Annotated in this window: 10 protein-coding genes, 1 tRNA gene, 1 pseudogene and 2 riboswitches; of the genes and pseudogenes, 2 read left to right on the plus strand and 10 right to left on the minus strand. The window is 67.7% G+C overall.

Annotation, left to right across the window (positions count from 1 at the left end; translation table 11 throughout):
- From V7E05_RS07345 to gdhA, 10 genes and pseudogenes are all read right to left on the minus strand, one after another.
- Positions 1–350: pseudogene (locus V7E05_RS07345) on the minus strand (glycine dehydrogenase (aminomethyl-transferring)); the annotation flags it as partial.
- Between the two features lie 145 nt (positions 351–495).
- Positions 496–612: riboswitch (glycine riboswitch) on the minus strand.
- Positions 613–713, minus strand: a riboswitch (glycine riboswitch). It abuts the riboswitch before it with no gap.
- A 158-nt stretch (positions 714–871) separates the two neighbouring features.
- Positions 872–1,444, minus strand: coding sequence for a MerR family transcriptional regulator (locus tag V7E05_RS07350; protein WP_333619025.1), 573 nt, complete (start codon positions 1,442–1,444; stop codon positions 872–874).
- A 394-nt stretch (positions 1,445–1,838) separates the two neighbouring features.
- Positions 1,839–2,345 (minus strand): bifunctional nuclease family protein, encoded by a 507-nt coding sequence (locus V7E05_RS07355; RefSeq protein WP_333619017.1) that lies wholly within the window; start codon positions 2,343–2,345, stop codon positions 1,839–1,841.
- A gap of 91 nt (positions 2,346–2,436) precedes the next feature.
- Positions 2,437–3,180 (minus strand): transcriptional regulator FtsR, encoded by a 744-nt coding sequence (gene ftsR, locus V7E05_RS07360; protein WP_333619018.1) that lies wholly within the window; start codon positions 3,178–3,180, stop codon positions 2,437–2,439.
- On the minus strand, positions 3,177–3,614 hold the full coding sequence (gene garA / locus V7E05_RS07365; RefSeq protein ID WP_333619019.1) for a glycogen accumulation regulator GarA: 438 nt from the start codon (positions 3,612–3,614) through the stop codon (positions 3,177–3,179). Before garA ends, ftsR begins: the two co-directional genes overlap by 4 nt.
- A 165-nt stretch (positions 3,615–3,779) precedes the next feature.
- Complete coding sequence (gene gcvH, locus V7E05_RS07370) at positions 3,780–4,184, minus strand: glycine cleavage system protein GcvH (protein ID WP_333619020.1); 405 nt, start codon at positions 4,182–4,184, stop codon at positions 3,780–3,782.
- A gap of 145 nt (positions 4,185–4,329) precedes the next feature.
- Entirely contained in the window at positions 4,330–5,286 is a 957-nt protein-coding gene (locus V7E05_RS07375) for a CDP-alcohol phosphatidyltransferase family protein (RefSeq protein WP_333619021.1), read from the minus strand.
- Between the two features lie 79 nt (positions 5,287–5,365).
- Positions 5,366–7,657, minus strand: a complete 2,292-nt coding sequence (secA2, locus tag V7E05_RS07380; protein ID WP_333619026.1) for an accessory Sec system translocase SecA2 — start codon at positions 7,655–7,657, stop codon at positions 5,366–5,368.
- Between the two features lie 105 nt (positions 7,658–7,762).
- Positions 7,763–9,199: a hypothetical protein gene (locus V7E05_RS07385; protein ID WP_333619022.1), complete on the minus strand. Its 1,437-nt coding sequence runs from the start codon at positions 9,197–9,199 to the stop codon at positions 7,763–7,765.
- A 131-nt stretch (positions 9,200–9,330) separates the two neighbouring features.
- Positions 9,331–10,677: an NADP-specific glutamate dehydrogenase gene (gene gdhA / locus V7E05_RS07390; RefSeq protein ID WP_333619023.1), complete on the minus strand. Its 1,347-nt coding sequence runs from the start codon at positions 10,675–10,677 to the stop codon at positions 9,331–9,333.
- A 167-nt stretch (positions 10,678–10,844) separates the two neighbouring features.
- On the opposite strand from gdhA, the gene V7E05_RS07395 reads away from it, so the two are divergent.
- Positions 10,845–10,921 (plus strand) — tRNA-Pro (locus V7E05_RS07395).
- A gap of 282 nt (positions 10,922–11,203) precedes the next feature.
- Positions 11,204–12,645, plus strand: a 1,442-nt coding sequence (locus V7E05_RS07400; protein WP_333619024.1) for a dicarboxylate/amino acid:cation symporter, incomplete at its 3' end; no start/stop codon positions are given.

The following is a 12,645-nucleotide window of genomic DNA, read 5'->3' on the forward strand; positions in this document are numbered from 1 at the left end:
CACATGGTCTGGAAGTTGATGAGCGCCTCGAGCCGGCCCTGCGAGATCTCCGGCTGGTACGGCGTGTAGCCCGTGTACCAGGCGGGGTTCTCGAGGACGTTGCGGAGGATCACGGTCGGGGTGAGCGTGTCGTAGTAGCCCTGCCCGATCATCGATACGGCGACCTCGTTCTGGTCTGCGAGCGCGCGGAGCTCGGCGAGTGCCTCTGCCTCCGAGACCGCTTCAGGGAGCGCGTCGATGCCCTTCGCCCGGCCCTCGGCATCGGCTTCGTCAAGAATCACGGACGGAACGGCGGAATCGGCGAGCTCGACCAGCGATCCGACGCCGATCGTGGAGAGGATCCGCTCCATCTCCGTGGCATCGGGGCCGAGGTGCCGGCCGAGGAACGAGCTGGTGTGGCTGGAGGACGACGACAAAGGGGGCTCCTTCGGGGAGTGTCGGGATCCGGCGCTGGGCGCGCTAGGGGGTGACACCGACCGTGGTACGGCGACTGTCCCCTCTCCCTCTGTCCCTGCCCGTCCCCGAGGGAACGGAGCGCCTGAGAGATTCGCCGCGGGTGGCGGCTTTCCCCGTGGGCGTGCGGACGTGCCGCCACTCTCCAGAGGCGCATGGGCCACCGCTTCGGTCCCTTGTGCCTGAGAGTTTCCCGGAGAGGATTTGCTCCTTCGGCGCCCGGGCCTCGAATCGCCCCGGGTCTCTCCCGAACGGTGTCTGCGCGGGTTTCAGCCTACGTGGCGGCGCGCGCGCCGATCAAACACGCAGCGGGTGCTTCGCCTGGCCGCCGCGCAGTATTCGCGACGCCTCGTGCGCATACGGAAGCCCGCCTCGGCGGTGCATGGCCGGGCGGGCCGAAGTACTAAAGCGGCGAATTCTAGCCGGTGCGGCGCTGGCGCGCGCGGCGGCGCGAGGCGAGCTCGTCCTCCACCGCCGGGGAATCCTGCTCGAGATCCTCGATGCGCACGGCCGGGAGCTCGGCGATCGTGCCGGTGAGGTCGCGCATCGCGCCGGCGATCCCGATGCCGAACACGCCCTGGCCGCCGTTGAGGATGTCGAAGACCTCGGACTGCTCGGTGCACTCGAAAATCGTCTTGCCATCAGACACCAGCATGATGTTCGACAGGTCCTCGACGCCGCGCGAGCGGATCTGCTCGACCGCCTGGCGGATGTTCTGCAGGGAGATGCCCGTATCGAGCAGGCCCTTGACGATCTTGAGGACGAGGAGGTCCTTGAAGGAATAGAGACGCTGCGAGCCGGAGCCGGCGGCATTGCGAATCGAGGGCTTGACCAGATCCGTGCGTGCCCAGTAGTCGAGCTGGCGGTAGGTGATGCCGGCGACCTGGAGGGCGGTGGGCACGCGATAGCCCATGGTCTCGTCCGGGATCACGTCATCCGGGAAGAGCCCCGGCTCGATGTCGTTGAGGCTTCCTTGCACCGGCTGCGCAATGGGCGCACGACCGGAGGTCTCGAGGTCCAGTTCGATCTGGGCGGCGGCATCGCTACCATGGGCGCCCGCGCCCCGAGAATCGTCGACCACGTCGACCCCTTTCCGCAAGGTTCGTCTACACCCTAGTCCCGTGCCGGTATCCAAGGCGAGTTCTGAAATACATCTGTGAAATTTCACAGCCGTTGTTTGTGAACCTCACGCTATGGCCGATCCCCGGGACAATCAATAGGACACGCGGAAAATCTAAACCTCAAGTTGAGGTTGAGACCCGCTCTCTACCTGGAGATTGGTAACAGTGTGACGACGGACGTGCCGATTCTGCTTGGCCCGCGCCCCAACCTTCGGGCCCTCTGTCCAGTTGTCGGCCGTCCCTGGAACCGAGCCGGTCCCGAACTCAGTCGTCGAGGAAGTCCTCGGGCGACACGTGGTCAAGGAATTCCTTGAACGCCTCGACGTCGACCTCCCCCTCGGCGTCGAGGTTGATCCCGACCTCCTCGAGAACCCCCGGCCGCGCAAAGACGGGGACGGCGGCACGCAGCGCGATCGCCACCGCATCGGACGGGCGGGCGGAGATCGTGGTGGTTCCATCGACGAGGAGCTCGGCGTAGAAGGTTCCGCGGTCGACGCGCGTGAGCACCACGCGGTCGAGGGAGTGGCCGAGCGCCGAGATCAACTCGACATGGAGATCGTGGGACAGCGGACGGTCGGGGACGACGCCCTGCTGCTGCATCGAGATCGAAGCGGCTTCGGCCGCGCCGATCCATACCGGAATGACGCGGTTTCCGGCGACTTCGCGGAGGATGAGCACCGGGGCGTAATCGGGCTCTTCGAAGCGGACTCCCACGATCCGGAGTTCGATGTCCGCTCCCGCGGGATTCGCGCCGGAATTCTCTTCGGCCATCGGTTCTCCCCTCCTGTGGCGGCCCCGCGGTGCGGCGGCCGGATTGACGGTCCCGCGCGACACTCGGCCCCGCGTGGATACGGATGCTTGCCTAGCGGTCGAGTTCGCGTCGGACGTTGACGGTCACGAGGGTCGAGTGGAGGGTCACGGAAAGCGCCGCGACCTCCCGGACGAGCTCCGCCGCGCGGTCCTTGGCGTCCGGATCCTTGCGACCCGCGACCGGCGAGGCAATCGAGGAGATCACGTCGGCCTGGCGCGAGGCAGCGGTACGGAACGAGCGTAGGTGCCGGATCTCCACGCCGTGCTCGGACAGCTCGTGAGCTGTCTTGGCGATGATCGCCGCCTCCGCCTCGTAGTAACCAGCGCGGCCGGGAACGATGAGCCCGGCCTCGACGAGCTGCTCCACGAAGGCGACGGTGGTCTCGGACTCCGCGGCGACCATCTCGGCGGAAAGGCGCGTGGCCTTCGCCGGGCGGAAATCTCCCGGCTCCGAGCCCGGAACGCTCTCGCCCCTACCACCGATGGGCAGGGTCGAGGTGCTACCGTCCGCGACACCTGCGTCGAGCTGCGCGAGTTCCGTACGGATCACCTTGAGCGGGAGGTACCTGTCTCGCTGCGCGGCGAGGATAAAGCGGAGACGGTCGATATCCGAACCGGAGAAACGGCGGTAGCCGCTCGCCGTGCGCTCGGGGGTGACCAGCCCCTCATTCTCCAAAAACCTGACCTTGGAGATAGTGACGTCCGGGAAATCCGGACGTAAAAGGTCGATGACCTGACCGATCGACAGAGTCGTCGGCCGGCCATCGACCTGCTTTCTGGCGGGCTGGGGACTCACTGACCGCCGACGCCGGTGAGGAACACGAGGCGGAACTTGCCGATCTGGACCTCGTCGCCGTTCGAGAGCGCGGCGCTATCCACCGGCTCGCGGTTGACGTACGTGCCGTTGAGCGACCCCACATCGACCACGGAGAAGGATTGGCCCTCCTGGCGGAACTCGGCGTGACGGCGCGAGACCGTGACATCGTCGAGGAAGATATCGCTGTCTGGGTGGCGGCCGGCCGAGGTGGTCGCCTGGTCGAGGAGGAAGCGCGAGCCGGCGTTGGGGCCGCGCTTGACCACGAGAAGCGCCTGGCCCTCGGGCAGGCCTTCGACACCCGAGACCGCGGCCTCGTTCGCGCCACCCTGGCCGTCCGACTCCTTGAGCAGCTCGGCGCGGAACACCGACGTGGTCTCGGCGGATGCCTCGGGGAAGTTCTTGTTTTCGCTCACTACCGTCTTCTCCCTCTTTCGAAAGGTCCCGGCGATCGGCCGCGACATTTCTCGATTTTCGTTGTCCATACTATCCGCTAATGCGGCGCATGGGTCAGGGGTATCCGCATCTGATTGCGGACACCCGCGCGTTCGCACCGGCGGGGCATGGGCTCCGCTGCGCAGTTACTCCGCGATGATCTTCTTATAGGCGTCCCCGTCGAGGGTCTCGGCGAGCTGGGCCTCGAGATCCTCTTCGTCCGCGACCTCGAGGACGATGATCCAGCCCTCACCGAACGCATCGGAATTGATGAGCTCCGGGCTCGACTCGAGCTCGCTGTTGATCTCGACGACCGATCCCGTGAGCGGAGCGAAGAGATCGGACACGCTCTTCGGAGACTCGACCTCGCCGAACGGCTCGCCGGTCTGGGTCTCCGAACCGACATCGGGAAGCTGGACGTAGACGATATCGCCGAGCTTCTCCTGGGCGTACTCTGTGATCCCGATGCGCACACGGTTGGAAGAGATCTTCTCGATCCACTCGTGCTCTTCGGTGTAGCGAAGCTGATCAGGAACGTTCTGCTCACTCATGGCGTACCTTTCGCATGAAACGTCTGGCCGGCCACCGCGATATGCGGCCGGACGGCATGCAGAAAATCCTACACACCGCGCACCGCGGCGTCCCCCGACACCGCTCGGTATGCCCCGGATCACGCGATTGCTACGTGGCGGCAAGCTATTTCGAAATGGTCGGCGGGACCACTCGCGCCACCTGCACCGCACGCAACAGGTACACGCTCCCCGACCAGGTGTAGAGGCCCACGCCCCAGTAGAGCGCGGCCTCCCCCGCGAGGCGCAGCGGATCGTCGAACCACACGTGGGCCGCCGCGGCGAGGAGGAGCGGGAACGACCACATGAGCGCGAACGAGGCCGCCTTGCCCAGGTAGATCACCTCCGGCACGCCTCCCCTGCGCCGATACACCGGCAGCGTGAACACGAGGATCGCGTCTCGCGCGAGGAGCACCCACACCACCCACCAGGGAACGAGCCCGGCGAAGGCGAAAACGAGAGGCACGACGGCGATGAGGATCCGGTCGGCGATCGGATCGAGTTTCGCGCCGAGCCGCGAGCGCATGTCGAACAGCCGGGCGATCTTGCCGTCGAGCCAGTCGGACGCGCCGAGCACCGCGAGCAGGATCAGCGCGAGCCCAGGCCGGTCCCATGGCGCGACGCAGAGCGTGAAGAACGGGATGAGCGCGATGCGGCCCATCGAAATGAGGTTCGGGATCGTCCATACCCGGTCGCTGACCTCGCCGGGATGCGGGCTCGGCTCGTGCTCCACCCCGGGGACGCCCGGGGGCACGGCCGCCGAGAGGTGCCCCCCGCGCGGCTCCGGGATGTCCACGCCGAGCACCTTGCCCGAGCCCGAGCGCCAGTCCTTGAGGTCGAGGCGCTCTCCCTGGGCGAAACGTTCGCGCGCAGACAGCCGCTCCCCTTCGGTCCCGCCGTAGGGAGGCTCGCCGTCATCCGGGCGGCCCACCTCCGCCTCTGACGACGAACCTTCCACGTGGCTGTGCCACTGCTCGGCAGCGTCGGCCTCCTGCCCAGCAGCCGGCTGCCTTTCCTGCCATTCGGCGCCACTCCACGCCCCCAAGCGTCCCGGCTCGGCGGGATGAGAGGGGCTGGGGCTCATCGGCAGTGCTCCTCTCTGTGGGTGGACGCCGGATCGTGGGCGGCGTGTGTGCGGGGGGTGAGCGTCGGGGCGGGCCCGATCAGCGGAACGCCCCCATCATGCCGGAGAAGACATTTCCTCCCGCGGCCATGGGATTGTCGTGAACCATGTACGTCCACGTGGAGGTCGGGCGGACCTTGCCCTCGGACTCGAGGTCGGCGCCGGCGTCTGTGAAGGCGACTCCCGCAAGGGTCACACGCGCTTCGTCGACCGCGCGATTGGCTAGGTGCTTGAACCCCGCGATGGCGATCCTGTGGAACTCGTCGAGCGGATTCTGCCGCCCGAGCGCGCGGAGGTGGATCGACTCGCGGACGTCCTCCATCTCCTCGAGATGCTCGGCCCATTCGTGATCGAGGTGCCAGAGCATCACGTCGCGGCAGCCCTGCACCGTGGCTTCGTGCCCGACCTTCTCCTCGAGCTCGGCGATCCGATCGGGCTCGTGCTCGGACATCTCCTCGTATGCCTTCTCCGTGAGCAGCAGCTCCCGGCGGCGCTCGGCGATGATGTCGCGCTGCTCCGCGAGGAGCTTCGAGTACCGCCACGTGTTCGCGTGGATCTCGAGCATCTGCCCGTCGGCGACCCGCTGAGCGTGGTCGACGAGGTGGCGCGGCTTTTCGCCGCGCATCTCGCCGGTGAGCTTGTCGTGGGCCGTGGGGAGCTTGTGCGGCTCGACGGCGGAGGCGATGACGTCGTCCTCCATCGAGGAGAAGAAGAGGCTCCGGCCCGGATCGCCCTGGCGGCCTGCGCGGCCGCGGAGCTGGTTGTCCAGCCGCTCGGTGCGGTGGCGGCCCGTGCCGATGACGAAGAGACCGCCGAGCTCGGCAACCTCGTCGTGACGGGCTTCGTCGGAGCCGCCGAGCTTGATGTCGGTGCCGCGACCGGCCATCTGCGTGGAGACGGTGACGTTGCCGACGTTGCCGGCCTCGGCGATGATCTCGGCCTCTTCGGCGTCGTTCTTCGCGTTGAGCACCATCGCCTCGACGCCCTCGGCCGCGAGCGCCTCGGCGAGCCGTTCGGACTCGGCGACGTCCTGGGTGCCGATGAGGATCGGCTGCGCTGTCGCGTGGACCTCCGCGATCTTCTGCACGATCGCCGCGTTCTTGTGCTCGGTGTCGATGAACACCTCGTCCGGCTCGTCGACACGGATATTGGGGCGGTTCTGCTCGATGAGAGAGACGCCGAGCGAGTAGAACTCGCGGAACTGGTTACCCGCCGCGAGCGCCGTGCCGGTCATCCCGCTCACCCGCTTGTACCGCCCGATGAGCGCCTGGACTGTCATCGAGTCGAGGATCTTGCCGGCCTCGGAGATCGCCACCCCCTCCTTGACCTCCACCGCGGCCTGGAGTCCGTCGGGCCAGCGCTGAAGCTCGGCGACTCGGCCCCGCGAGGAGTTGATGAGCTGGACGCGTCCGTCGCGGACGATGTAGTCGACGTCGCGCCGAAGGAGCACGTTCGCGTGGAGGGCGACGTTGACCTGCACGAGGGTCGTGCCCACGTGCTCGGCATCGTAGAGGTCGGCGATGTGGAGCTCGTTCTCGATCGCCCTGGCCCCGTCCTCGGTGAGGAAGATGTTGCGGCGCTCGGCGTCGGTCTCGTAGTGGCGGCCGGCGCGCAGCCGGCGCACCGCGGCGAACACCTCGCCCGAGGGCGCCTCGGCCGAGGTCGAGCCGGCGAGCACGAGCGGCACGAGCGCCTCGTCGACGAGTACCGAATCGGCCTCGTCGACGATGACCACGTCGGTGATCGGCCGGATCAGGTCGCCTGGTCGCGTGATGGTCTGCTCGCGGAGGATGTCGAAGCCGATCTCGGAGACCGAGCCGTAGGTCACGTCCGCCGAGTAGGCGGCCTTGCGCTCTTCGCGGGTCGAGTGTTCGGTGACGTATCCGACCGAGAGGCCGAGGATCTCGAACAGCGGGCCCATCCACTTGGCATCGCGCCTTGCCAGGTAATCATTGACCGACATGAGGTGGACGGTGTGCCCCTGGAGCGCGTAGCCGGCCGCGGCGATCGCACCCGAGAGCGTTTTGCCCTCGCCGGTGGCCATCTCCACGACATCGCCGGCGAACATCCGCAGCGCGCCCTGCAGCTGCACGTCGAAGGGCCGGAGCCCGACCGAGCGCTCGGCGGCCTCGCGAACGAGGGCGAGGAACTTCGGCTCATCGGGTGCGGGGTCGCCGAACAGGTCGAGCGCGTGCGCCTCGTCGGCGAAACTCTCGGTGGGCAGGCCCGCCGCCCACGATTCGAACTCCGCCGACGCGTCGATCGAGCTCTTGGCCTTCTTGGTGTCCTTCTTCTGCGAGGCACCGAGGATCTTCCACAGGCCGGTCTTCATTGCCACGTCGTCGTACTCCCGAGATCATTCGTTCGTTGTCGGTCGTCAGTCTATGTGCGGGACGCCGTGAGCAATGGGAGGCTGGGATCCCACTCGGCACCTCCGCTAGCTACCATCCGGTCCCCCGGCCCCCGGTTCTCCGGTTTCTTCCGCGCCTCCCGGGCCATTCGGCCCGCCGGGTACGATCGGCCCCTGCGGTCGGCGAAGCGTGTTGCGCAGACGCCGCATCGAGTCGATGGAGACCTGCCGTTGCCCCGCGGACGACATCAGCTCGCTGGCCGCCGTATCGATCCTGCGGCGCGAGGCCGGACTCTGGCCCGGGCCCACGGGCGGCTGTCCGCCGCGCGGTGGCGTAGGCGGGTACCCGGGCACGCGGTCGACGCGAGGCGCGGCCCTCCGCCGATCCTCCATCACCGTTTTCGCCTGATTCTCGGCGAGCTCGACGAGCTCCCGGAACACGCCGACCCTGTCGACGATCTCGCCCCACGCCTCGTCGAACGACGGGCCGAGGCCCGTCGCGGCGGAGAAGCCCGTCGTCCCGGGTCGCTCTGCGCGCGGAACCACGGAGACCGCCTGGCGGAGCTGGATGGTGTCCGCGGAGATCTGCGAGAGCTCCTCCTCGGCATTGAACTGCAGGCGGAGCTCATCGGTCGCGCTGCCGCCGTGGTGGTAGGCGAGAAGGAGCCGGTCGTAGAGAACACCGGCCTCGAGGATGAGTGCGGTGTACATCTCCGGCAGCGCGGCCGTCCGCACGCCGGAAGGAACGGCCTGTCCGCCGAAGCCGCCGTGCCGAGCATCGCGACGACGTCCCGCGGCCGGGGCGCCGGGGGTCGTCCACTGGTTCGCGGGACCTCCGCCGTCATAGCCGGGTTGGCCCCCGCCTGCGGGCGCCGCACCGCCACGCCCACCGTTCCCCTGGCGGGGCCCGCCGCCTTCGCCCGTACGGCGTTGGCCGGAGAACAGCGCGTCGAACTGGTCGAGGCCGACGTCGCGGATCCACGCGCGCGCACCGTTGATCGTGTTGGGCAGCGGCGGCACCGCGCGCACCGTGGGCGTGAGCGTGAGCGCGTCGAAGAGCTCGCCACGCTGGTCCTGGTCGAGATAGACGCCCCGACGGCGAGCCGCCCGGATATCGCGGCCACGGCTCGGGAAATACCCGCCGCCCGAGACGAAGGCGTTCCGCTGCGAGAGGAGCCTGCGCCGATACTCGGCGGCGACCCCGCGAGCGGGAAAACGCAGGACCGCAGGCTGCGGCCGCTCGGCGATCTCCGCAGCCGTCTGCGCCTGCACCGCGAGAGCGCGGAGCTGGTGATACCCGCCGATCCCGGGGAATCCGAGGTCGGCCCGGATGCGCTGCACCACAATCTCTCCGACCGGTCGGCTCACGTGCCCGCTGGCGACGAGGATGGCGGCGAGGTCGGAGAGCTCCCGGACCCCCTCGAGGTCGCGCCCCGTGCACAGCACATCGACGTCGGCCACGACTCGTTCCCGCGCGGTGCCGCGCGGCGGCGTCGGCTCGGTCTCTGCCGTCTTCTTCGGCATCCGCTCTCCTCTTCCGTGCGCGTATTCGTGGCGTCAGACCAGTGGCGTGCGGCCCATGAGCTGGCACCAAGGCTGGGACCCTTGGCCTGGGCCCCGCGCACCGGGCCCGAGTTCGGGCCGCCGATCCGGCGCTAGATGACGCCGAAGGCCAGCATCGCCTCGGCGACTCGGGTGAATCCGCTGATATTCGCGCCGACGACGTAGTTTCCGGGGCGCCCGTACTGATCGGCGGTCGTGACGCAGCGCTTGTGGATGTCGCGCACGATCTGCTGGAGGCGATCCTCGGTGTACTCGAACGACCAGGAATCCCGCGAGGCGTTCTGCTGCATCTCCAGGGCCGAGGTCGCGACGCCGCCGGCATTGGCGGCCTTGCCCGGGGCGTAGAGGATCCCCGCGTCCTGGACCACGTGGATCGCCTCGGGGGTACACGGCATGTTCGCGCCCTCGGCGACGAGCACGCAACCGTTCTTGACGAGGTGGATCGCGTGGTCTTCCTCGATCTCGTTCTGCGTGGCGCACGGGAGCGCGATGTCGCAGGACACGTCCCAGATGCTGCCGCCTGCGACATAGGACGCGTGCGGGTGCTTCTCCAGGTATTCCTTGATCCTGCCCCGGCGCACCTCTTTGATGTCCTTGACCTCGTCGACGTCGATGCCCTTCTCGTCGACGATGTAACCGGCGGAGTCCGAGCAGGCGATGACGGTGCCGCCGAGCTGGTGGACCTTCTCGGCCGCGTACGTCGCGACATTGCCGGAGCCCGAGACGACGACACGCTTCCCCTCGAAGTCGTCTCCCTTGGCCTTGAGCATCTCGGCGGCGAAGAAGACGGTGCCGTAGCCCGTGGCCTCCGTACGGACGAGGGAGCCGCCCCAGTTGAGTCCCTTGCCGGTGAGTACGCCGGACTCGTATTTATTAGTGAGCCGCTTGTACTGGCCGAAGAGGAATCCGACCTCGCGGAGCCCAACGCCGATATCGCCGGCCGGCACGTCCGTGTACTCGCCGATGTGGCGGTGGAGCTCGGCCATGAACGACTGGCAGAAGCGCATGATCTCGCCGTCGGAGCGGCCCTGCGGATCGAAATCCGACCCGCCCTTGCCGCCGCCGATGGGGAGGCCGGTGAGGGAGTTCTTGAAGATCTGCTCGAAGCCGAGGAACTTGACGATGCCGAGGTAGACCGACGGATGGAAGCGGAGGCCGCCCTTATAGGGGCCGAGCGCCGAGTTGAACTCGACTCGGAATCCCCTGTTGACGCGGACGTTCCCCTCGTCGTCGACCCACGGCACGCGGAAGATGATCTGCCGCTCGGGCTCGCACATCCGCTCGATGATCGAGGCCTCGGTGTACTCGGGGTGCTTCTCCACGACCGGGGCGAGGGACTCTAGAACCTCGCGCACGGCTTGGTGGAACTCGCGCTCTCCCGGGTTCCGCCGGACGACGTCCTCGAAGACTCCGACCAAATGCGTATCGACTGCAGACACTAGACCTCCCTGATTCGACCCCGGCCAGTCTATAGATTCCCCGGCCCACGCCTCCGGGTTACCGGGGCACGAAATCGCTCGCGAGGGTCGGGTCGGGTCCGGGCCGCGCCCGGATTGGGCCGCGTTCCACGTATCCGCTACAGTTGTCTCGTCGCCAGCGCGACGGACGGGCTGTGGCGCAGTTTGGTAGCGCACTTGACTGGGGGTCAAGTGGTCGCAGGTTCAAATCCTGTCAGCCCGACCACAGGACGCGGAGAGCCGCTGAATCGGATTCCGATTCGGCGGCTCTTCGCTATTTCGGCATTCCCTGCTACTCCGGCAAACCGGGCTATTCCGGCATGCCCGCCGCGCCGCCGGGTCCACCCCGGAATCGACCCGTCGATCCGCGATTCCCCAAGTAGACAGATCTGTCTGAAATGTCACAGGCGACACCGGAATTCGTGTCGGTTCCTGATGGTTGGACCCGGACGGATTCGAAATGTGGATCGGAATCGACACGCAGACTCGGCATGGGAAGAGGTTGGATATGGCCAACGCGAACATAGAGGTCGCGCCTGCGGGCACGGCCGAGAGGAAGCGCCGATTGCCGCTGCCGAAGTGGGCGACCGGCTTCGGGGCGCAGGTGCTTACCGGCCTCGTCATCGGATTGATCCTCGGACTCATCGCTCGCGCGCAGGGCTCGGACGGAGCGCTCGGCGGCCTTCTCAAAGGTCTCGGCGATACGTACGTCCAGCTCCTCAAGGTCATGGTCCCACCGCTCGTGCTCGCCGCGGTCATCACCTCGGTCGCACACCTCCGCAAGGTCACCAACGCCGCGCGGTTGGCGGTGAGCACGATCGGCTGGTTCATGCTGACCGCCGCCGCCGCGGTGCTCGTCGGCATCGGCGTCGGTCTCATCATTCGCCCCGGCGTGGGTTCTAGCGTCGACGCGGGTGCGGCCGCCGAACCCGAGAGCACGGGCAGCTGGCTCGCATTTCTCCAGGGCGTCGTCCCCGAGAACATCCTCGGCCTCGGCGCGTCGACGTCGGGCGACGAAACCACGCTGAGCTTCAACGTCCTCCAGCTCCTCGTCATCGCCGGTGTCATCGGCGTCGCGGCGGTCAAGGTCGGCCCCACGGCCGAACCGTTCCTCAAGTTCACCGAGTCCTTCCTCGCCATCGTGCAAAAGGTGCTGTGGTGGGTCATCCGCCTCGCGCCCATCGGGACGGCGGCACTCATCGGGCACGCCGTGGCAGATTACGGCTGGGACGCGCTGGGCTCTCTCGCGAAGTTCGCCATCGCGATCTACGTGGGTCTCGCCATCGTCCTCCTCGTCATCTACCCACTCGTGCTCCTTTCGCAGCGCATTCCGGTCATCGGGTTCTACCGCCGCGTCTGGCCGGTCACCTCGCTCGGCTTCGTCACCCGCTCCTCGATGGGCGTCATGCCCGTCACCCAGCGGGTCACCGAACAGTCGATGGGCGTCTCGCGCGAGTATGCCTCGTTCGCCATCCCCCTCGGCGCCACTACGAAGATGGACGGCTGCGCCGCCATCTATCCCGCGATCGCGGCGATCTTCGTGTCGCAGTTCTACGGGATACCGCTCCAGCTCACCGACTACGCGCTCATCATGATCGTGTCGGTCCTCGGCTCCGCCGCCACGGCGGGCACCACCGGCGCGACCGTGATGCTCACGCTCACCCTCTCGACACTCGGACTCCCGCTCTCCGGCGTCGGCCTCCTGCTCGCGATCGAGCCGATCATCGATATGGGCCGCACCGCGGTCAACGTCACGGGCCAGTCTCTCGTCGCCACGGTCGTGGCCAAGCGCGCCGGACTGTGGGACCGCGAGATCTGGGACCGCGCCGAGGCCGGACTGCCCTCTGATCCCGCCCCGTCCGCAGGCGATGCCGAATCCAACTCGACGGATGTCGAGCCCGGACCCGACTCGCCGGCCGTCGACGAAACCGCAGTCGAAGTCCGGGATAA

The organism is Dietzia sp., assembly GCF_036741115.1.
In the GTDB taxonomy this organism is placed as follows: Bacteria; Actinomycetota; Actinomycetes; order Mycobacteriales; family Mycobacteriaceae; genus Dietzia.

Coding starts and splice junctions, on each gene's coding strand:
- V7E05_RS07355 (WP_333619017.1), bottom strand. CDS start 2,345: ATGGCCGAAGAGAATTCCGGCGCGAATCCCGCGGGAGCGGACATCGAA.
- gcvH (WP_333619020.1), bottom strand. CDS start 4,184: ATGAGTGAGCAGAACGTTCCTGATCAGCTTCGCTACACCGAAGAGCAC.
- V7E05_RS07375 (WP_333619021.1), bottom strand. CDS start 5,286: ATGAGCCCCAGCCCCTCTCATCCCGCCGAGCCGGGACGCTTGGGGGCG.
- secA2 (WP_333619026.1), bottom strand. CDS start 7,657: ATGAAGACCGGCCTGTGGAAGATCCTCGGTGCCTCGCAGAAGAAGGAC.
- V7E05_RS07385 (WP_333619022.1), bottom strand. CDS start 9,199: ATGCCGAAGAAGACGGCAGAGACCGAGCCGACGCCGCCGCGCGGCACC.